The sequence below is a fragment of the Kordiimonas sediminis genome (assembly GCF_014656395.1).
GTDB classification, from domain to species: domain Bacteria; phylum Pseudomonadota; class Alphaproteobacteria; order Sphingomonadales; family Kordiimonadaceae; genus Kordiimonas_A; species Kordiimonas_A sediminis.
The window spans coordinates 883,741-904,933 of record NZ_BNCI01000002.1 but is presented as its reverse complement, the minus strand read 5'-3'; the positions used below and the strand labels follow the sequence as shown (position 1 = coordinate 904,933).

The window sequence follows — 21,193 nt, the reverse complement described above, 5'->3', positions numbered from 1 at the left end:
TGATAGCGTCATTGCTTGTTCTGACATCTTCATACCCCTGTCGAAAGGGATAACGCAAGCATCTGCCGTTAAATTGCCTACTTTTTACTGCAATGGGACAATCTAATCTATTGCGGCAGACAAGCGCAGAGGGTATCAAGGTGTCGATTATCCAGTGGAATAAGCAGTTACGTGACTAAAACAGCCAAAAAAACTTTATTGTCGTCTGTAGTTGATGGCTGTGCAGCGGCCATTGCAGTTGGCATTTTTTGCGCGCCGTCTGTGGGGGCACAAGCAGTGTCATCTGCCGAAGTCTTGGGCTTGCAGTCCAGCGTTGATTTTAGCGCTGATAAAATCACCTATAACGCTGAAACAGGTGATGTTCGTGCTTTGGGGCAAGTTGTACTTAAGCGGGACGGTTTTACGCTTTTGGCAGGCGAAATCCGTTACAACGAACAGACTGGTAAGGCGGTTGCGCTTGGTGCGGTTGAACTACAACTAAAGGATGGCTCCCGGATTGTGGCACCTAGGCTGGAGATGAACGATAATCTGAAATCCGCATTTGTGCAGGACATCCGCTTTGTCATGACAGACGGTGGCCAGGTTGCTGCCGCAGAAGGGTCGTATGACCAGGACAAGGCAGAAACGGTTCTAAAACGCGCTGTTTATAGTCCTTGTAAAGTCTGTATCGACGATCCGGATGACGAGCCTGTCTGGCAAATCAAGGCTGTTAAGGTGACGCATGACAAAAACAAACGTCGCCTCTATTATAAAGATGCCTTTCTGGAGTTTTTAGGTGTGCCTGTTTTGTGGACACCTACCCTGTCTCACCCTGATCCAACGGTTGATCGAGCTTCGGGCTTTTTGCCGTTTGAGATAAAAACCAATAAACATCTGGGTCTTGTTTTGGGCGCACCTTACCATCATGTTTTCTCTAAGAGTAAAGACATGACAGTTACTCCAATCCTGACAACACAGGAAGGGCTGGTGGTGACGGGCGAGTACCGCCAGCGTTTCTCAGATGGTCAATTGGTAACCGACGGCAGTATCACATACGCTGACAAACGTGATCAGAATAACATTAAGTCTGGGGGGCAGGAATTCAGAGGAAATATCTCCGCTGAAGGATATTTCAATCATAGTGATACCTGGCGATCAACATTTGATTTGAACTGGGCATCTGATGATACATATCTCCGCCGATATGATTTCTCCGACGCTGATACACTCGTTAATGACTATAAATTTGAAGGATTTTACGGGTCATCCTACATATCTGCGCGTGCTCTTGCCTTTCAGGGGTTACGTCTTGAGGATGTAACAGGGCTTACGGCGTTCGCGCTTCCTCTTATTGATGCTGAATTTATACCTGATTATAGGCCACTGGGTGGTGTTGTGCGCATTGAAGGTAATGCGCTTGCATTGCACCGACTGGACGGACTTGACACGCAAAGGGTAACGGCCGCCGCGAGTTGGGAACGACGTTTTGTGTCCAGTGCAGGCGTTGTTCTTGATGTCAATGCCAGCGTTCGCAGCGATGCTTACAATATTGATGATATAGAGTATCCTGATGATCCTGCATATGTTGGTAACGCTGAAAGTGATGTCAGGACTATGGCGCGCCTGTCGGGTCGTTTTAGCTGGCCACTTGTCAAGTATGGGGAAACAAACAGCCATACTATTGAGCCAATAGTAGAAGTCACCGTTGCCCCAACACGCAGAAATGCACAGTCGTTTATCAATGAAGACAGCAGGTCTTTTGAGTTAACTGACAGAAATATATTCTCTCTGGACAGACCAACTGGCTATGATCTGTATGAAGACGGTAGTCGTGTCACGTATGGTTTCCGGTGGCAATATGATGGCGAAGATGTGCAAACCGAAGTCATGCTTGGACAAAGTTGGCAGGTATCCGGTGATTATGGTGCCTTGTTCACAGGGACGGGTCTAGACGGCGATAGCTCTGACATTGTTGGTCGGACGCAGGTATCATACCGGGATTGGCTGTTCCTAGATCACAGGTACAGGCTTGATGATAGCAAGCTGGCTGTTCGCCGTAATGATATTGACCTAACCATTGGTAACGAAGAACGGTCTGTGACTTTGGGCTATTTCAAGCTTAATCGTGATTTGACGGACTTTGTAACCGGAGACCGCGCTGACAGAGAAGAAATTCGTGCGACAGGCAGCTATCGTTTCTATAAAAACTGGCACCTTTCGGGTGGAGTTATTCAAGATCTGACGAGTGGATTTGACGGTGTTGAATATAATATCGGTGCAAGTTACAAGGACGAATGTATCGAAATTGGTTTGCAATTCAGGGAAACCTATACCCGTGACAGGGACATTGTTCCGGGCACCTCAATATTATTTCGTTTAAAATTGAAGAATTTGGGCTAGTGCTAAGGACTGAAACTGTCTAAAAGGCTAGATGGTCGATTTGATAGTAACCAGAAAAAACAACAAGGCTAAAGTGTGAGCATTAAGAAAATTACAGGGTCATTCATCAAATACCTCAGAACGGTTGCAGTTTTCAGTGGCTTGCTGGTTGCACCAACAGTATGTGTATCTGCACAGCAGGCACTTAACAGTGTTGAAGTTCTGGTGAATGATGAACCAATCACTAGTTTTGATATTAATCAGCGTTTGAGGTTGGTTGTTGCTATTTCTGGTGGAATCAGATCAGAAGAAGAATTTCTGAAAGTGCGTGAGCAGGTTATCCGGTCAATGATCGATGAACGCTTACAGTTGCAGGAAGCAGCGGAACTGGAATTCTCTATTTCTGATAGCGAAGTAGAAGGTTTCTTTGTACGCCGTGCACAAGGTGTTGGCCAAACACCTGAGCAGTTTGAAGCTGCATTGCAGCAGATTGGCTCCAGCAAAGAAACGCTCAGCATGCAGATGAAAGCTGAATTTGCCTGGTCACAGATTGTTCAGGGACGCATGGGGTCTTTTGTAAGTGTTTCTGACGAAGAAGTAGAAGCCCAGATCCAACGTATCCGCGATAACAAGGGTAAGTTCGAATACCGGTTGGCTGAGATTGTGTTACAGGTCTCTAATCCTGATCAGGAAGCAAGTGTTGCCGCAACCGCAGAGCAGCTGGTTTCTCAGGTCCGTGCGGGCTCTTCCTTCCCGGAAATAGCCCAGCAGTTGTCCGCCTCTCCTACGGCTGCGGTCGGCGGTGATCTTGGCTGGATTACAGCGGATGAGATGGCGGAAGAGCATGCCGCTATTATTGAGAATCTTGATGTAGGACAGGTCTCTGATGCGATCCGTACGCCGGGTGGTTATTTGATATTGGCCCTGCGCGACCGCAGAAGAATCCTTACCGCTGATCCTCTGGATACGCGTCTAAGTCTCCGTCAGGTATATCTGACAAGTGAACAGCTTCTTGAGGACGGCCGCAAAGAAAAGTATGAGAGCTATGTTAATGCCCTCGATCCATCTTCCACTAATTGTGGTCAGGTTCAGCGCTATGCAACAGAGGCAGGTGCTGATGAAAACACTGAAATCGGAATTATCCGTTTGCGTGATTTTAATGCTGAGTTACGGGCGTATGTAACGGACCTTCCTATTGGCCAACCAAGTGAGATTGTAAAACTGGAAGATGGCTGGCGCACTTTCTTTGTCTGTCAGCGAGAAGAAGCGCAAATTCAGGAACCGGATTTTGACGCAATCTACAGTCAAATCGAACAGCAACGCCTTTCGATGATGGGTCGCCGTTACCTACGTGACCTGCGTCGTGATGCGATCATCGACTACCGGTAAGTTTAAAGATGTCAAACGCCCCGCTGGCAATTACGATGGGGGAACCGGCAGGTGTCGGTCCTGAACTAATTGCCAAGCTGTGGCAACAGAGAGACGAAGTCAGTCTTCCTTTTTGTTTTTATATTGGTATGGCATCTGCACTACCTGACGTTATCCCTGTTATTAAAATTGAAAAGCCATCAGATGCTTTAGGTGTATTTGATAAGGCTTTACCCGTAATGGAGACCACGTCATCTGGTAGCTTTACGCTTGGAGCGCCGTCACCAAGTTCAGGTAAATCTGTGATTGAAGCGATTGATCAGGCTGTTGCGCTGTGCAGATCTGGAGATGCTGGCGGTATGGTTACTGCCCCCATACATAAAGCTGTCCTGTATGAAGCCGGTTTTTCATCACCGGGACATACGGAATATCTCGCGTCTTTGTGTTGCATGTCCTCTGATAGCAGTGTCATGATGTTGGCGGTAGAGGGGCTACGTGTTGTCCCTGTGACAGTTCATATGTCAATCAAGGACGTACCAAGATATTTAACTGTTGATAAGATTGTACATACTGCATCTGTTACTGCAGCTGACCTGCGGGACCGTTTCGGCATTTCCCATCCCAGACTGGCTATTGCCGCACTTAATCCACACGCAGGTGAAGGCGGTACCATGGGTATGGAAGAGGCAACACACATCACCCCTGCGATATGGCAGCTCCAGGATATGGGGATTGATGCCCAAGGCCCCTACCCGGCAGATACGTTGTTTCATGAGGATGCACGGGCAACATATGATGCCGTCATTTGCATGTATCATGATCAGGCTTTAATACCTCTCAAAACACTCGATTTTTGGGGCGGTGTTAATATAACTCTCGGGTTGCCTATCATTCGTACTTCCCCTGACCACGGCACTGCGCATACGATCGCCGGTAAGGGCATTGCAAGAACTGATAGCATGCTTGCTGCTATCCGAATGGCAGATAGAATGGCAAAATCGAACAAAGGCACAGCCCCATGAATGACCCATTGCCGCCTCTTAGGGAAGTTATTCGAGAATATGATTTAAGGGCAAAGAAGTCATTCGGTCAGAACTTTCTGTTAGACCTCAATCTTACCAGAAGAATTGCCCGTATTCCCGGCGACTTGTCAAAAGCGGTTGTTTATGAAGTTGGACCGGGGCCTGGTGGATTAACCCGTGCGCTTTTGATGGAAGATGCTGGTCGTGTGCTATCTGTTGAAATGGATAAACGGTGCCTCCCTGCCCTTGCGGATGTTTCAACGGCATTCGGTGACCGTTTGACTGTTGTTGAAGGAGATGCCCTTCAAATTAATGAACCAGAGGTGCTAGGCCTGTCTGACACTCAGTCAAGTGGTGTGACGGAAGCCCATATCGTATCGAATCTACCGTATAATGTGGGCACGCAACTGTTGATTAAATGGCTAACACTGGCTGACTGGAAGCCTTGGTACACATCCTTGACCCTTATGTTCCAGCGTGAAGTTGCCGAGAGAATTGTAGCCAAGCCCGGCACCAAGGCTTATGGACGGCTGTCTGTTCTTGCCCAGTGGCGGGGACAAGTAAAGATCGCAATGAAAGTGCCAGCAGCTGCATTTACACCGCCGCCGAAGGTAGAAAGTGCCGTAATACATTATAGACCATCAGAGCCGATTGATGCTGATGTAAAGCTTGGTGACCTTGAAAAGGTTGTTGAGAAGGCCTTTATGCAGCGCCGTAAGATGCTGCGTGCCAGCCTTAAAGGATTGGTACCAGATACAATATCGTTGATCGAAGCAGCTGGTCTGGAGCCCACTCAGCGTGCGGAGACTGTGTCGGTTGAGCAATTTGTGAGGTTGGCAAAGGTTTACAGAAGAACACTGGACGGTACCGCCTGATCTGTTTATCAGGCGGTTCGCTATCATTATTTATTTGTTTTTGGGCCGTTCATCCATAAGTTTTCTTACAAATTCAGATAGACCCGGACGTCTGCGGCGGCGTTCTCGTTCCGCTTTGATAATAACCTGCAAGCGCTCAAACGTATCCTCCAGGTCGTCATTCACCAGAACATAGTCATATTCAGCCCAGTGACTGATTTCGCTCTCAGCTTCGGCCATTCGCTTTTGAACGACATTTTCCGGGTCCTGAGCTCTTTTGCGTAAACGGTTTTCCAGTTCGGCAACGCTTGGAGGCAAAATAAAGACGCGCACCAAATCATCGCCAGCACTTTCTGCAAGTTGTTGTGTGCCTTGCCAGTCGATATCAAAAAGAACGTCTTTGCCTTCGTTTAGTGCCTGCATAACGGGACCGCGGGGTGTTCCGTACCGGTTTTCGAAAACAACTGCGTGTTCAAGGAGTTCACCGTGATCGATCATTTCTCTGAAGCGTTCATGTGTAACAAAGAAATAGTCTTTTCCATTTTCTTCACCAGGGCGTGGTTCGCGCGTTGTCGCCGATACGGACATCACGACAGAAGAGTCAGATTCGAGCAACCGCCGGGACAAAGTAGTTTTCCCTGCGCCAGAGGGTGAGGACATGACGAGCATCAAGCCACGCCGGGAGCTAACAGATTTAGTAGTCATAAATCGCCCTGTTATTATTCAATATTCTGGACCTGTTCACGGAACTGATCAATGGTTGTCTTAAGGTCTAGCCCAATACGGGTCAAGCTAACATCCCCCGCTTTTGAACAAAGAGTGTTGGCTTCGCGGTTAAATTCCTGACACAGAAAATCCAGTCTGCGGCCGATAGGTTTACCCGAATCGAGCAGGCTGATAGCTTCTTCGATATGGGCATAAAGCCTGTCTATTTCTTCCCGAATGTCTGCTTTGACTGCAAGCATGGCTACTTCCTGCGCCAGACGTTCCTCAGGCACTGGTTGGGCAATGCCGCTTAATTTCTCCAGTTGGCTGGCAAAACGGTCCCGCATTGATTGAATACGGTCATGTGCAGCCTCTTTTGCCGAGGTGGTCAGCGCTGTAATCGTTTTTATCTGATCGCGTAAAGCGTTTTCCATACGCTGGCCTTCATCTTCCCTTGCTGTAACAAGCTGATCAAGGCAGGCATCCACTTCTGTAAGTAAAAGCGTTTCGAGATCTTTACGCTCACTGTCGGTAATATCTTTTTGCAGTATTTCAACCACGCCTTTGACAGCAAGTAATCCGTCCAGCGATGCAGGTGTCACACCTTCGACATCCTTGTATTTCTGAGCGACGTCGAACAGCGTTTTAAGTCTATCTTCGTCAACATGACATTTTTCAGAGCCGCCATCCTGCTGGCAGTTCAGGCTGAAAAATACAGATCCGCGTGCGAGCTTTTTCCCAATATGTTTTTTCAGCGTAAGGTCAAAACCATCAAGAAAGGACGGCAGTTTGGTGCGAATATCCAACCCTTTGTTGTTGACGCTTTTCAGTTCCATGGTCCAGGTAAAGCCGGCACCGCTGTTTGATGAACGGGAAAAGCCCGTCATGCTCTTTATTGTCATTGTCTTGTCCTGTGCAGGAGTGTTTTATCCTTGATATCGGCCTTGCGGATATATCACAAGTTTTTCTCAATTTGTCGCCATTTTGCCACGTTTCGATTATGTTCTTTCAGGGTTTTGGCAAAGGCATGGCCCCCACTGCCGTCCGCCACAAAATAGTAGTAGGGAACATCTGGTGGGTTCAGAACTGCCTTGATAGAATCCAGTCCAGCATTTGCGATAGGACCCGGAGGTAAACCGTTTATTCGGTAAGTGTTGTAAGGTGTTTCAGTGCGAAGTTCAGATCGGGTTATGCCGCGTCCAAGTGGTAGCCCCTGTGTGATGCCGTAGATAATGGTCGGGTCAGACTGAAGGCGCATACCCTGTCTTAGTCTATTGATAAAGACTGCGGCGACCAAAGGACGTTCACGGGCTACGGCTGTTTCCTTTTCAACAATACTAGCGAGTATGATTGCTTCTGCCTTTGACTTGATAGGTAAATCATTTGCACGTTGATCCCACAGTCGCTCCAATTCAGATGCAAGCGCTGTTTGCATCCTGCTAATGATCGCGTCAGCTGTCTCTCCGCGTTCGTAAAAATAGGTATCTGGTAGGACACTACCTTCTGAAATTGTAATAGGTCGACTAACTTCAATGCCAAAACTGTTTTCAACAAGAATGGCTACCTGTTTCGAAGACAACCCCTCTGGCACGACAAGGCGTCGCTGAATACGCTCCCCTTTAACTATGCTATTTAGAAAGCTTTCTAACGTTTGGTCTGGTGTAATTCTATATTCACCGGCTTGTAGTCTACCGCTCAGTCCAAGTGCTTCTGAAGTTATGACGGTGTGCCACAGTGCACGAGTGGCTCTTTGGTCCCACAGTTGGTAGGCCAGACGTAACAGGCCGTCCCCCTTTGCTAAATATACGGTGCGACTTTCATTGCCGCTGATCAGTTTTTGTTGGCTGATCGCAGTCCATACACCCCACCCTAAACCAGAGGCAAGGGAAAGAAGAGCCACTACAAGCAGGACTGAAAAATAAAATCGCCTTCGAATCATTGAAAGAGTTTAACAGCAACTCTTCTTTTTCGAAGACGATTTTTATGTTTTTTGCCACCCAGTATTTGTTAGGTGCGATGCGCCTATATTTTAGTCGCCATTATATTCCTTAACGATGATTGTGGCGTTGGTGCCGCCAAAACCAAAGCTGTTGGACAATGCAATTTTAACATCCTTTTCCTGTGCTGTATGAGGTACCAGATTGATTCCAAAGCAGCTATCGGAAGGGTTGTCGAGGTTCAGTGTCGGCGGAACTATATTGTCGGTGATCGATTTGATGGCAAAAATACCTTCAACTGCCCCTGCTGCCCCCAGCAAGTGTCCGATCGCTGACTTGGTAGAGGACATGGCAACAGAACCTGCTGCATCACCAAGGAGGCGCTTAACTGCACCAAACTCAATCTCATCACCAAGCGGAGTAGAAGTACCGTGCGCATTAATATAGTCAATGTCTGCAGTGCTAATGCCAGCACGCTTAACAGCAGCTTCCATAGCGCGGTAGCCGCCATTGCCGTCGGGTGCAGGTGCCGTCACATGGTACCCATCACCGGACATGCCGTATCCAATGATTTCCGCATAGATTTTGGCGCCGCGTGCTTTTGCGTGCTCCAGCTCTTCAAGAACAACAACGCCTGAGCCTTCACCCATGACGAAACCATCACGGTCTTTGTCCCATGGGCGTGATGCCTTTTCGGGTGTGTCGTTATATTTGGTAGACAGTGCACGTGCCTGAGCAAAGCCGGCAGTGGCTACAGCACAGATTGTACCTTCTGCACCCCCGGCAATCATCACATCAGCATCATCAAGCGCTACAAGGCGTGCTGCATCACCAATCGCATGTGTACCAGTTGCACACGCAGTTACAACAGCATGGTTTGGACCACGGAATCCGTATTTGATGGATACATTACCGGATACGAGGTTAATGATAGAACCCGCAATAAAATGTGGGCTTACACGGCGAAGGCCGCGTTCTTTAAGCGTGACTGCCGTATCGGCAATCCACTGAAGGCCGCCAATCCCGGAGCCGATCATTACACCGGTACGAAGACCTTCTTCCTCGCCAGGGTCGGTCCAGCCAGCATCTTCGATCGCCTGCGTGGCTGCGGCCATACCATAAACGATGAAATCATCGACGCGACGCTGATCTTTAGGAAGCATCCAGTCGTCAGGATTGAAGGTGCCGTTCGTGCCGTCTCCAAGCGTGACTTCACAGCCGATTTTGCAAGGAAAAGTTTCCGCATCAAATTTTGTAATACGGCCTGCACCGGATTCACCGTTAATCAGTCGGGTCCATGTTTCGTCCAGGCTGGAAGCCAATGGAGAAACCATACCCATACCAGTTACAACAACACGTCTCATAGATCATCCCTTTACTGATAGAGCTTATAGATTTGTGTACCCCATCTTCATAAAAAAAGGCAACAGCCAATCCCGTATGGGAGACTATTGCCTTTAGAATTCATTTTCCTAACCGAATTAGGAATTCGCGCTGATGAAATCAATTGCGTCTTTTACAGTTTGAATTTTCTCAGCTGCGTCATCAGGAATTTCGATTCCGAATTCTTCTTCAAACGCCATAACCAGCTCAACTGTGTCCAGGCTGTCAGCGCCAAGGTCGTCGATAAAGCTTGCAGTTTCGGTTACTTTGTCTTCGTCAACACCAAGGTGCTCGACAACGATTTTCTTCACCTTTTCGGCGATATCGCTCATTGCTCATATCCTTAATTTTCACGTCTTTTTCTTTTTGGGCTTCAAGTATGCCCTGGAAATAAACGTATCGGTTAATAATTCCGTGCCGGCTATTCGTCACACCCGGGTGCAAGTACCACAGTTTTTTCTCTTTGAGAAGTCAATGTTACTGATTTATTGCTCTTTTGACGTAAAAGTCCTCATCCGGGTCAAAGAATATCCTTTTAAATCATAGCCATACCGCCGTTCACATGGAGTGTCTGGCCGGTTACATAGCCACCTTCATCACTTGCAAGATACAATACTGCGGCTGCAATATCCTCTGGTGTGCCAAGCTTACCAGATGGAATATTGGTTGTGATAGCGGCCTTTTGGTCGTCGTTTAGTTCGTCTGTCATAGGCGTGACAATAAACCCGGGAGCTACACAGTTAACGGTTAGGCCGCGGCTTGCTACTTCCTGTGCCAGTGACTTCGACATACCAATCATACCTGCTTTACTAGCTGCATAATTTGCCTGCCCCGGGTTTCCTGTAACACCAACAATAGATGTAATGTTAACAATCCGGCCCCAGCGTGATTTCATCATTCCGCGCATCAGGCCTTTGCTAAGGCGAAATGCAGTTTCAAGATTAACCTGCATAACGCTGTCCCATTCGTCTTCTTTCATACGCATGGCAAGATTGTCGCGTGTAATGCCTGCATTGTTAACAAGAATGTCAATGGTCCCTGCTACAGCTTGCGCGTCCTTGATTAAAGCATCAACACTTTCACGCTCAGACAAATTTGCGGGTACCACATGAACGCGGTCCCCTAACTCGTTTTTCAGTTCTTCAAGTTTTGCAGCGCGTGTGCCTGAGATAATGACTTCTGCTCCGGCACTGTGTAGTGCCCGCGCAATTGCAGCGCCAATGCCGCCTGTAGCACCTGTTATGAGTGCTTTCTTACCTTCTAGATTAAACATTGTTTCCCTCTTTAATAATGTTCTTATTCAGTCAGCCTATAAAGACTCAATGAAAGCTTCCAGATCTTCAGGGCCTTGAATGTTCGACATTTCAAGACTGCGATCGATTCTGCGGATCATGCCGCTTAGGGCTTTGCCAGCCCCTACTTCGGTGACTGCACTGATCCCCATATAAGCAAAGGAGGCGACGGATTCTCTCCACCGAACCGAGCCAGTTACCTGCTCTACCAATAGTTTTTCTATTCCTTCAGGTTCTGAAATAGGTGCAGCAATCACATTTGCGACCACCGGAACAGTTGGTCTGTTGATCTTTACCGACTTGAAAGCCTCAGCCATTTCAGCAGCGGCAGGCTTCATCAGAGGGCAATGGAAAGGGGCAGATACAGGCAGTAGCAGTGCACGTTTGGCGCCTGCGCCTTTTGCAGCTTCGGCTGCAGCTTCCACCGCGGCGGTTTCACCAGAAATAACAACCTGCCCGCCACCGTTGTCGTTTGCCGGAACGACGATTCCGTGCGTAGATGCTTCTTCGCAAATTTTAGAAACCTGATCCATTTCCATGCCGAGGATTGCTGCCATCGCACCCTGTCCTACTGGTACAGCGCGCTGCATTGCTTGTCCGCGCAGCTTCAGGAGACGCGCCGTGTCTGAGAGGCTAAAAGCGCCAGCTGCACACAGTGCCGTATATTCACCAAGTGAATGCCCTGCTACATGAGAAGCAATGTCAGTAACAGTTTTACCGTTTGCTTCAAGCGTACGAATGATGGCCATTGAATGCGCCATCAAAGCTGGCTGGGTATTCTCTGTAAGCTTCAGGTCGTCTTCAGGGCCTTCCCACATGATTTTGGATAATTCTTGGCCCAGGGCATCATTGACTTCCTCAAAAACCAGACGTGCGGGTTCAAAGGCATCAGCCAGGTCTTTACCCATTCCTATATACTGGCTTCCTTGTCCTGGAAATACGAGTGCTCTTGACATTACTGTCCCTCCGCTGTGATTGGATATGTGCTAAAATATAGCGTCGCTCATGACATAGCCAAGGTAATTTTATCAAGCCAAATATCTTGATAGCTAAAAAATAAGAGTTTTCCTTGCGTTCGCGGGCTTCTGGCGGTATGTAAGCGCGTCCTGATTCACAAAAGACCATTCGGGTAGTGGATAGAGGGCCATTGGAAGCGAGCTGGAGGCACCAGAAATAAAGACCTGGTGAGCGATCAGCACATAGGAGAGAAACATGGCTTTATATGAGCATGTTTTCATCGCGCGTCAGGAGATTAGCTCCTCGCAGGTGGAAAATATTGTAGCCGATCTCACTAAAGTTCTGGAAGAGAACGGTGGGAAGGTTCTGAAAAACGAATACTGGGGTCTGAAGACTCTTGCCTACAAAATTAAAAAGAACCGTAAAGGACATTATGTTCTTTTGAATCTTGATACACCATACCCTGCTCTGGCAGAAATGGAGCGTCAGGTTCGCCTTAACGAAGATATCCTCCGCTTTATGACTGTAAGCGTTGAGGAACTCGAAGAAGGTCCATCTATCGTACTTCGTAGTAAAGCTGATAAAGAACGCCGTGGTCCACGTGGTGATCGTCCAGCACGTAAGGAGGCTTAATAATGTCTGCACGTCGTCCTTTTTTCCGTCGTCGTAAAACTTGCCCGTTTTCTGGCGACAATGCACAGGTAATCGATTACAAAGACGTCAAGCTGCTTCAGAAATATGTTTCTGAGCGTGGAAAGATTGTCCCAAGCCGTATTACTGCCGTATCAGCCAAGAAACAGCGTGAGCTTGCGCGTGCTATTAAGCGTGCACGTAATCTTGCTCTGCTGTCTTTCATGGTTCAATAGTCGCGTCATAGAGGAGAATTAAAATGGAAGTTATCCTGCTAGAACGCGTTGAGAAGCTGGGTCAGATGGGTGACACTGTCACTGTTAAAGACGGTTTCGCACGTAACTACCTGCTGCCACAAAACAAAGCTATGCGTGCTACAGTAGCAAACAAAGCTGTTTTTGAAGCAGAGCGTGCTCGTCTCGAAGCTGAAAACCTTGAGCGTAAGTCTGAAGCTGAAGCTGTAGCTGCAAAAATGGATGGTCTGAAATCAGTACTTATCCGTTCTGCTGGTGAATCTGGGCAGCTTTATGGTTCTGTTAACAGCCGTGACATCGCAACTTCTGTTACAGAAGCTGGTGTTGCTGTTAGCCGTAGCCAGATTGTTCTGGACCGCGCTATCAAAACTCTGGGTCTGCACGATGTTATCATTCGTCTGCACCCTGAAGTTTCTGCAACCGTTGTTATCAACATTGCTCGTTCTGAAGAAGAAGCTCAAACTCAGTTTGAAACTGGTTCGATCGTTTCCTCATCTTTTGATGATGAAGATGAGCTGGATGTTTCAGCTGAAGAAATCTTCGAAGAAGAAGCAGAAGTTGATGTGGAAGTATCTGAAGAAGCTGAAGAAGAAACAGCTGAGTAAGACTGCTTACACTTTGAAATTAAGAGGCGGCTCCTTGTGGGCCGCCTTTTTCTTTTATCAATAAGCGTATATTGATAAAAGTTATCCCCATAATTATCCACCTGTGGAAAGAATACCGGGGGAAAAGTAAAATACTCCTGACAAAAGTGTCAGCGTTTTTGTATATCAGTGCACAGCTTACTATTTTTACTATTGGGGTGAACATTTTTTATGAACGGCACCAAACCACAACCAGCGAATGACATCGAAGATCGTGGCACAGGCAGCAATACATTAAGTTATCGTCAGCCACCACATAACCTGGAGGCAGAACAAGCACTTCTGGGCGCAATACTGGTTAACAATGAGGCTGCGCAGAAAGTGCAGGGTTTTCTGGAGCCTGAGCATTTTTATGAACCTGTTCACGGTAAAATTTATCACTCGGTCCTGAAACTACTGGATAAGAATCAGATCGCAGACCCTGTTAAGCTTAAACCATTCTTCGATCATGATGAGGCATTAAGTGATGTGGGCGGCGCACAGTATCTTGTCAGGCTGGCAGCAAGCGCGGCGACTATCATTAACGCCGAAGACTATGGACGTACAATTTACGATCTGGCGCTGAGAAGAGCATTGATTCAGATCGGTGAAACTATGGTCAATGATGCATATGATGCAGAGGTTGATGCAGAAGCAGCGGATCAGATATCGGAAGCAGAGAAACAACTCTTTGATCTTGCTGAAATGGGACAAGCTGAATCAGGTGCGCAGTCCTTCTCGAAGGCGCTACGAACGGCTGTCGAGAATATTGAAAATGCCTACAGGGACCCGGACAGCCTTGCAGGTGTTACCACAGGCCTGACCCGACTAAATGAAAAAATCGGTGGCTTGCATAATTCTGACCTTGTGATTTTGGCGGGGCGTCCTGCTATGGGTAAAACTGCTCTTGCTGCAAATATTGCCTTTAATGCAGCCAAAAGATACGCGGACGACCGGGACGCCGGCCTTGAAGTAGAGCGCAGTAAAGGCGCCGTAGTGTGTTTCTTCTCTCTGGAGATGTCAGCGGATCAGCTTGCAGCCCGTATTTTGTCTGATCGTGCCAATCTTCATTATAATGGCCCAGATTCTATTCAGTCACACCATATGCGACAAGGGAAACTGACGCAGGAGCAGTTCGAAGCAATCGCCCGCGCGGCAATGGAATTGGAAGACACGCCACTATTCATTGATGATACGCCTGCACTAACAATTGCAGGACTTCGTACAAGGTCCAGACGTTTAAAGCGTCAGCATAACCTTGGTTTGATTGTTGTCGACTATTTGCAGCTACTGCGTGGTTCCAGTAAAGGCGGCAGTGAAAACAGGGTTCAGGAGATTTCTGAGATTACACGTGGACTTAAGGGGTTAGCGAAAGAACTTCACGTTCCCGTTCTCGCCCTTTCACAGTTAAGCCGTACCGTTGAGCAGCGCGAGAATAAGCGCCCTATGCTATCTGACTTGCGTGAATCAGGCTCGATTGAGCAGGATGCCGATATGGTGATGTTCGTATTCCGTGAGGAATATTATAAGGAAAAAGAACAGCCGTCAGAAGCAGACTTAGAAAAGCATTCTAAATGGCAGGCGGAGCTGGAGTCGCTCTACGGAAAGGCTGAAGTCATCATCGGCAAGCAGCGTCACGGTCCTGTTGGTACAGTTCATCTGGCGTTTGAGAAGGATGTAACACGCTTCTCTGACTTGGTTGAAGATGATCATCTGCCAGAACGGTTTGAGTAGATCAGGAGTGATTTTGCTTTGAATGATAGCTAAGCATTAAGCTAGTCCAAGGTCAGAACCCCATCATGTTCCGGCTTTCCTTGGGCAGTTTAACGCGCATACCGTCCATATCCTCTGAAACGATGACCTGACATCCCAGACGTGAGGTGGATGTTAGCCCTGGCGCAAGGTCCAGCATCTCTTCTTCTTCCTCAGAGGCTTCTGGTAGTTGTGCGAAATGTTCGCGGTCAATTATCATATGGCAGGTCGAGCATGCCATATTCCCTTCGCATGCGCCTTCGATATCTAGCCCCTCTTCCTGCGCTAACTGCAGTAAAGAAACCCCTGGTGCCGTAGTTGTGACTAACTCGTCGCTGTCATGTTTGATGAAGGTTACGGTTACATGTGTCATAAACAGCGCCTTTCTTTTTGGTCTTTGACAGCGGTGATAATACAGTCCGCAGCTTTGTCGAGTTCTTCGTCTGTTGTAAATCGTCCAAAACCAATGCGTATAGATGATTTGGCGTCTTCTTCCGAAACGCCCAGAGCTTGCAGAACATAAGATGGTCCCGACACAGCAGACGCACACGCAGCCCCGGAAGATACTGCAATCATCCGTGTATCAGCGAGAAGTAAATCGCCGTCGACTTTAGGAATTGTGATATTCAGATTCCCTGGCCAACGATGTTCCATAGATCCATTAATCTTGAGGTCAGTAATGTTATTTGTAAGACGTTTGATAAAACGTTCCTGCATTCCTTGTAGGCGCGTGTGTTCCTGACGCATATCCTCGGATGCCAGTTTGGCAGCAGCACCAAGGCCAGCTACAAGTGCAGGCGCCTGTGTTCCGGATCGAAGGCCTGCCTCCTGACCGCCACCGTTCATCTGCGGTGTCAGGGTAACTGCGCGCGCATTTCGTTTATAAAGAGCCCCTATCCCCTTTGGACCATAGATTTTGTGGCCAGAGATACTAAGAAGATCAATGTGCATCAAGTCGACATCAAGGGGGATTTTCCCGAATGCCTGCGCCGCATCACAGTGAAAAAGTGCACCAGCTTTTTTTACTATTCTGCCAATGTCTTCGAGCGGTTGGATAACGCCGATCTCGTTATTCACTGCCATAATACTGACTAGCGCTGTGTCTGGACGGATAGCGCCCTCTAACACATCTAAATCAATTAAGCCATCTGCGTTTACTGGCAGGATTGTAACGTCACAACCAAGCTTCTTTGTAGCGAGCGCAGACTCTAGAACGCATTTGTGTTCTGTCTCAACTGTAATCAGATGCGGTTTCTTTGCTGCCCATGTTTCCATCAGTCCTTTGATGGCGAGATTGTTCGACTCTGTTGCACCAGAGGTAAAGAGGATTTCTTTCGGCTCTGCCCCGATAAGCTCTGCAACTTGTTCCCTAGCAATATCGAGGGCGATATCCGCTTCCCAGCCAAATTTATGGGTTGATGAATGCGGGTTGCCGAATTTTTGTGTCAGGTACGGAAGCATAACCTGAAGGACCCGGTCATCCAGTGGAGTAGTCGCCTGATAATCCAGATAAATTGTCTCGTTTGCAGTCATTACCGGCTTGCTCGATTATAAAGGCTTTCCCAGGCATTAATGGCTGCGTCTACATCTTCCTCAGTCGTTTTGTAGCCAAGTGAAATGCGGATTGAGTTTTGGGCTTCATCATCGCTAAACCCCATAGCTGTTAGCACGTGTGAGTTTTTCACTTTGCCTGACGAGCATGCAGAGCCGCTTGATATGCAAACACCGTTTAAGTCAAAATGCATAACTTGGGTTTCCCCCTTAACACCAGGCATAATGATGCAGGACGTATTGCCAAGACGTTCTGTGTTGGAGCCTGGAATAATGACTGTATTACAGAGACTTCTGACTGCCGTCTCAAGCTTGTTACGATAGGTTGCGATCGCATTCATCTGGCTGAGCTGGGTAAACGCAGCGACTGCGGCTTCTCCAAATCCAGCGATGCCAGCAACATTTTCTGTGCCAGAGCGGCGACCAAGTTCCTGTCCGCCCCCGACAATAAAGGCATCAAGGGGTGCTGTCGGGTGCATGGCAATCGCCCCAACGCCTTGTGGTCCGCCAATTTTGTGGGCAGAAAGTGTCATATACTGAACACCTAGCTTCTGCATATCCAGTGGGATTTTCCCCGCCGCCTGTACAGCATCGGTGTGAACGCGAGCGCCGTGTTTCATGGCAACTGTCGCAATCTCAGAAATTGGCTGGATAACGCCGGTTTCATTATTGGCAAATATTACGGAAACAAGTGTTGATTGGTTTGAGTGTTCAACTAGCAATTGCTCAAGCTTTTCCAGATTTACGATGCCGTCAGCAGATACCGGTAAAACCGAGACTTCTTTACCACTCGCCTTTGCTGCTGCAACGGCACTTTCATGCTCTGTTGCAGAAATAATAATATGATCAGCACCGGTAGATCGCAGCACAGCATTATTGGCCTCGGTCCCACTTGCTGTAAAGACGATGTCCCGAGCGCGGGCCCCCACAAGTGCTGCTACTTTTTCCCGTCCTTCATCCGCAATAGATTTAGCGCGACGACCAAATGCATGGACAGAAGATGGGTTACCAACTTCTGACATTGCCTGGCATACACTGGTGATCACAGTTTCGCGAATCGGTGCTGTCGCGTTATAGTCAAGATATACAGGCTTTTTCATGGTTTAACTATTTCTGCTATCACTTTGTATTTGTTGATATATTGTTGTTTGGTAAAATCAGAAAGCTTGCTCTTTATACCCTAAATTGGATATAGAAGGTGGACTGTATCAAATCCTGAGTTCACGAACAGCCGTTATGTGACCGGGAAAACGAGAAAAAGACATAACATATGCCGGAAATTATTTTCAATGGACCTGCGGGTCGCCTCGAGGGCCGTTATCAGCCAGGCAAGGATAACAGCGCACCCGTTGCCCTAATTCTTCATCAGCATCCGCAGTATGGCGGCAACATGGATAATAAGGTTGCATACTACCTCTACCACATCTTCGCGCATCGTGGCTTTGCGACACTTCGGTTCAATTTTCGCGGCATAGGTCGAAGTCAGGGCGAATTTGATAATGGAGTTGGGGAGCTTTCAGATGCTGCCGCTGCCCTTGATTGGCTTCAGAGTATGAATGCCAATTCAAGCAAAACATGGATAGCGGGATTTTCTTTTGGAGCCTGGATTGCGATGCAGCTTCTGATGCGCCGCCCTGAGATTGAAGGGTTCATTTCTGTGGCGCCGCCAGCGAACCTTTATGATTTCTCATTTTTGGCGCCTTGTCCGTCATCAGGATTAATTGTCCAGGCGGAAGATGATGATCTGGTCACACCGCATTCCATCGAGAAACTGGTTGAAAAGCTTCATATTCAGAAACAGATCACGATAGATCATTCCACAATTTCAGGTGCCAATCATTTCTTTGAGAATGAACTGCAGCTACTTGTGAAGTCAGTGAATACATATTTGAACAAGCGTTTGGGTACACCCTAGGCTGAGTTGTGACAGACTGATATGAAGAAGGGGCCACATGGCCCCTCTTTTATTTATATAACCTTTACCGTTTAAGCCGCCGGCCGATTGGCTTATGCAAAACGCCGCCTGTGGTCGGGGTCTGGCAACCTGTTGTTGCAGGAATAGTTAGTGGTAAGTCGCGCACGGACCGTACTGCAAGAAAAGCAAAAGCCTCTGCTTCCAAGGCATCGCCGCGCCAGCCTAGTGTCTCGACGGGCTCTAACAGAACGGGAAAACGACGCCGCAGACGCCGCATGAGCGTTGCATTGTGTCGGCCACCACCACATACATACCAGGCTTCCGGAGACTTTGGAAAATGGCTCTGTGCTGAAACCATTGATTCAACGATTACTTCGGTAAGTGTCGCGGCCCCGTCTTCGGCTGATAAACCACGAACCGGCTGCGTGTTAAAATCATCGCGGTCCAGTGTCTTTGGGGGTGTTTCATCAAAATAGGGAGACGCCATCAGACCCATGACAACTTCTTTGTGAATGATGCCGCGGGAGGCCAGGTTTCCATCAGTATCGCACGGTGTACCTGTATGAATTTCCGCCCAGTCGTCCAAAATTGCATTACCTGGACCTGTGTCAAACGCCATGATCGCTGGATTATCTTGATCTTTTGAAAAGTCTATCCATGTAACGTTTGCAACACCGCCAATATTCAGCACGGCAACAGTATTATGTTTGTGATGCCGTGTCAGCAGCGCCGCATGATACAAGGGCACTAGCGGCGCCCCTTCCCCACCTGCACGCATATCTGCGGATCTGAAGTCATTAACAACGGGTATGCCAACACGGCCCGCCAGACGACCACCATCACCGATTTGCCACGTCCATTTTCTATCAGGGCGGTGCATGATTGTTTGGCCATGAAATCCTACGACATCAACTGATTTTGGGTCTTGACCTGTAACGGATAACAATTCAAATACGGCGTCAGCGTGCAGGTCGGTTATGTCCTGTTCCAGCAGTTTTATCTGCGGATCATCTTGCTTGGGCTGAAGACAGGCACTGGCAACTTGCATTGCTTGTTTAATCCGGTCCCTGAGGCCATCCGGGTATTCGATTGTAATAGATGGTCCCAGACGTTCGACTGATACACCGTCGGTGAAAATCATTGCAGCATCAATACCGTCCATTGATGTACCGCTCATCAAGCCGATTGCGCATTTTATTTGTCCCGGCTGTCCCAGCGTTGACATAGATTGAAGGCTCCTACTCTGTGTATTGGCTATTGTTTCTTTGCCTTTGGACCAGCTTATGCTACATCACCGCACACTTGAAGACATTTGTTAGCTTTTTGGACAAAACATCATGACTACACTTAAATCCGAATTTTTACAGATTTTGACTGAACGCGACTTCATTCATCAGACAACCGACCTTGAAGGTCTGGATGCCAAGATGGCGGAAGGCCCAATTTCAGCATATATAGGATTTGATTGCACTGCACGTTCACTACATGTTGGCGGGCTTGTACAAATTATGATGCTTTATTGGCTCCAGAAAACGGGTAATCGCCCTATTGTTCTTCTGGGTGGTGGTACAACACGTATCGGCGATCCGTCAGGTAAGGATGAAAGCCGTAAACTGCTGACTGACGATGCTATCGCAGACAATATGGCGGGTATTCGCACGGTTTTTGAAAAGGTACTTTCCTTTGGCGATCAACCAACAGACGCGCATGTTGTCAATAATGATGACTGGCTCAGTGGTTTGAACTACATCACTATGCTGCGTGAAGTTGGGACACAGTTTACGATCAATCGGATGTTGACCTTTGATAGCGTTAAGCTTCGCCTTGACCGGGAACAGCCGCTTACATTCCTTGAATTCAATTATATGATCCTGCAGGCATATGACTTCATGGAACTTGCACAGCGGGAGAATTGTATCCTGCAGATGGGTGGTTCTGACCAGTGGGGTAATATCGTTAATGGTATTGAGCTGGGCCGCAGGAAACTCCAGAAGCAGCTATTTGGCATTACGACCCCCCTAATCACGACTGCAGACGGTAAGAAGATGGGGAAAACGGCTGCTGGTGCTGTTTGGCTAAATGAAGATCATTTGCCAGCCTATGACTACTGGCAGTTCTGGCGTAATACACAAGACGCAGATGTCGGTCGATTCCTACGGTTATTTACAACACTACCAATGGATGAGGTACGCCGGCTGGAAGCACTGCAAGGTGCTGAAATTAATGAGGCAAAAATCATTCTGGCAAATGAAGCTACTGCCATTTGCCGTGGTCGTGATGCTGCGATAAATGCAGAGAAAACTGCCACTGAAACCTTCGCCAACAAGGGCGCAGGTGATGACCTGCCTACAGTTTCAGTAGCAGCAACATCGTTGTCAGCAGGTATCAATATTGTAGATTTGTTTCTTGAGGCCGGTCTGGGTAAGTCAAAGGGTGAAATCAGACGTCTGGTTCAGCAAGGTGGCGCAAAAATTAACGATGAAAAAGTTGATGATATTGATGCGACCATTACTGCCAATGATTTGGATGGTGACCATATCAAATTATCTGCGGGTAAGAAGCGTCACGCCCTCGTTAAGACTTCATAAGTCA

At 47.8% G+C, this 21,193-nt stretch carries 21 protein-coding genes; 10 read left to right on the top strand and 11 right to left on the bottom strand.

Annotation, left to right across the window (positions count from 1 at the left end; translation table 11 throughout):
- Nucleotides 1-171: 171 nt before the first annotated feature.
- From IE181_RS11720 to rsmA, 4 genes are all read left to right on the top strand, one after another.
- The gene (locus IE181_RS11720; RefSeq protein ID WP_191253175.1) at nt 172-2,379 is read left to right on the top strand and encodes an LPS-assembly protein LptD; all 2,208 of its coding nucleotides are present in this window, start codon (nt 172-174) and stop codon (nt 2,377-2,379) included.
- 75 nt (nt 2,380-2,454) lie between these two features.
- Nucleotides 2,455-3,747, top strand: coding sequence for a peptidylprolyl isomerase (locus IE181_RS11715; protein ID WP_191253173.1), 1,293 nt, complete (start codon nt 2,455-2,457; stop codon nt 3,745-3,747).
- An 8-nt stretch (nt 3,748-3,755) separates the two neighbouring features.
- Nucleotides 3,756-4,748, top strand: a complete 993-nt coding sequence (pdxA, locus tag IE181_RS11710; protein WP_191253171.1) for a 4-hydroxythreonine-4-phosphate dehydrogenase PdxA — start codon at nt 3,756-3,758, stop codon at nt 4,746-4,748.
- Entirely contained in the window at nt 4,745-5,623 is an 879-nt protein-coding gene (gene rsmA / locus IE181_RS11705) for a 16S rRNA (adenine(1518)-N(6)/adenine(1519)-N(6))-dimethyltransferase RsmA (protein ID WP_191253170.1), read from the top strand. The genes pdxA and rsmA overlap by 4 nt, the downstream gene beginning before the upstream one ends.
- A gap of 30 nt (nt 5,624-5,653) precedes the next feature.
- Here the strand turns inward: rsmA and gmk are convergent, their stop codons facing one another.
- The 7 genes from gmk to fabD all read right to left on the bottom strand — a co-directional run bounded on the left by gmk (nt 5,654) and on the right by fabD (nt 11,875).
- Nucleotides 5,654-6,307, bottom strand: coding sequence for a guanylate kinase (gmk, locus tag IE181_RS11700; RefSeq protein ID WP_191253168.1), 654 nt, complete (start codon nt 6,305-6,307; stop codon nt 5,654-5,656).
- Between the two features lie 14 nt (nt 6,308-6,321).
- The gene (locus IE181_RS11695; RefSeq protein WP_191253166.1) at nt 6,322-7,209 is read right to left on the bottom strand and encodes a YicC/YloC family endoribonuclease; all 888 of its coding nucleotides are present in this window, start codon (nt 7,207-7,209) and stop codon (nt 6,322-6,324) included.
- A gap of 53 nt (nt 7,210-7,262) precedes the next feature.
- The gene (mltG, locus tag IE181_RS11690) at nt 7,263-8,207 is read right to left on the bottom strand and encodes an endolytic transglycosylase MltG (protein WP_191253164.1); all 945 of its coding nucleotides are present in this window, start codon (nt 8,205-8,207) and stop codon (nt 7,263-7,265) included.
- Between the two features lie 129 nt (nt 8,208-8,336).
- Complete coding sequence (gene fabF / locus IE181_RS11685; protein WP_191253161.1) at nt 8,337-9,608, bottom strand: beta-ketoacyl-ACP synthase II; 1,272 nt, start codon at nt 9,606-9,608, stop codon at nt 8,337-8,339.
- A gap of 117 nt (nt 9,609-9,725) precedes the next feature.
- Entirely contained in the window at nt 9,726-9,959 is a 234-nt protein-coding gene (locus tag IE181_RS11680; protein ID WP_191253159.1) for an acyl carrier protein, read from the bottom strand.
- A gap of 203 nt (nt 9,960-10,162) precedes the next feature.
- Complete coding sequence (gene fabG / locus IE181_RS11675; RefSeq protein WP_191253157.1) at nt 10,163-10,900, bottom strand: 3-oxoacyl-ACP reductase FabG; 738 nt, start codon at nt 10,898-10,900, stop codon at nt 10,163-10,165.
- 36 nt (nt 10,901-10,936) lie between these two features.
- Nucleotides 10,937-11,875, bottom strand: a complete 939-nt coding sequence (gene fabD, locus IE181_RS11670; protein WP_191253155.1) for an ACP S-malonyltransferase — start codon at nt 11,873-11,875, stop codon at nt 10,937-10,939.
- Between the two features lie 256 nt (nt 11,876-12,131).
- Here fabD and rpsF point away from each other — a divergent pair, with 256 nt between their 5' ends.
- The 4 genes from rpsF to IE181_RS11650 all read left to right on the top strand — a co-directional run bounded on the left by rpsF (nt 12,132) and on the right by IE181_RS11650 (nt 15,117).
- Nucleotides 12,132-12,509, top strand: coding sequence for a 30S ribosomal protein S6 (rpsF, locus tag IE181_RS11665; RefSeq protein WP_191253153.1), 378 nt, complete (start codon nt 12,132-12,134; stop codon nt 12,507-12,509).
- 2 nt (nt 12,510-12,511) lie between these two features.
- Nucleotides 12,512-12,742: a 30S ribosomal protein S18 gene (rpsR, locus tag IE181_RS11660; protein WP_191253151.1), complete on the top strand. Its 231-nt coding sequence runs from the start codon at nt 12,512-12,514 to the stop codon at nt 12,740-12,742.
- 23 nt (nt 12,743-12,765) lie between these two features.
- Nucleotides 12,766-13,365: a 50S ribosomal protein L9 gene (rplI, locus tag IE181_RS11655; protein ID WP_191253149.1), complete on the top strand. Its 600-nt coding sequence runs from the start codon at nt 12,766-12,768 to the stop codon at nt 13,363-13,365.
- 210 nt (nt 13,366-13,575) lie between these two features.
- Nucleotides 13,576-15,117: a replicative DNA helicase gene (locus tag IE181_RS11650; protein ID WP_191253147.1), complete on the top strand. Its 1,542-nt coding sequence runs from the start codon at nt 13,576-13,578 to the stop codon at nt 15,115-15,117.
- Nucleotides 15,118-15,169: 52 nt separating this feature from the next.
- On the opposite strand, the gene IE181_RS11645 is transcribed toward IE181_RS11650, so the two are convergent.
- The 3 genes from IE181_RS11645 to IE181_RS11635 are packed head-to-tail and all read right to left on the bottom strand — an operon-like array spanning nt 15,170 to nt 17,786.
- Nucleotides 15,170-15,508, bottom strand: a complete 339-nt coding sequence (locus tag IE181_RS11645; protein WP_191253145.1) for a 2Fe-2S iron-sulfur cluster-binding protein — start codon at nt 15,506-15,508, stop codon at nt 15,170-15,172.
- Nucleotides 15,505-16,668 carry a cysteine desulfurase family protein gene (locus IE181_RS11640; protein WP_191253143.1) on the bottom strand — a complete coding sequence of 388 codons (1,164 nt, stop codon included), beginning with the start codon at nt 16,666-16,668 and terminating at the stop codon, nt 15,505-15,507. Before IE181_RS11640 ends, IE181_RS11645 begins: the two co-directional genes overlap by 4 nt.
- The gene (locus tag IE181_RS11635; RefSeq protein ID WP_191253141.1) at nt 16,668-17,786 is read right to left on the bottom strand and encodes a cysteine desulfurase family protein; all 1,119 of its coding nucleotides are present in this window, start codon (nt 17,784-17,786) and stop codon (nt 16,668-16,670) included. The genes IE181_RS11640 and IE181_RS11635 overlap by 1 nt, the downstream gene beginning before the upstream one ends.
- Nucleotides 17,787-17,956: 170 nt before the next feature.
- Between IE181_RS11635 and IE181_RS11630 the strand changes: the two genes are divergently transcribed.
- Complete coding sequence (locus IE181_RS11630) at nt 17,957-18,601, top strand: alpha/beta hydrolase (protein ID WP_191253139.1); 645 nt, start codon at nt 17,957-17,959, stop codon at nt 18,599-18,601.
- 64 nt (nt 18,602-18,665) lie between these two features.
- Here IE181_RS11630 and IE181_RS11625 read toward each other — a convergent pair whose 3' ends face one another.
- Nucleotides 18,666-19,826 carry an anhydro-N-acetylmuramic acid kinase gene (locus IE181_RS11625; protein WP_191253137.1) on the bottom strand — a complete coding sequence of 387 codons (1,161 nt, stop codon included), beginning with the start codon at nt 19,824-19,826 and terminating at the stop codon, nt 18,666-18,668.
- 112 nt (nt 19,827-19,938) lie between these two features.
- Between IE181_RS11625 and tyrS the strand changes: the two genes are divergently transcribed.
- Nucleotides 19,939-21,189, top strand: coding sequence for a tyrosine--tRNA ligase (gene tyrS / locus IE181_RS11620; RefSeq protein ID WP_191253135.1), 1,251 nt, complete (start codon nt 19,939-19,941; stop codon nt 21,187-21,189).
- Nucleotides 21,190-21,193: the final 4 nt, after the last annotated feature.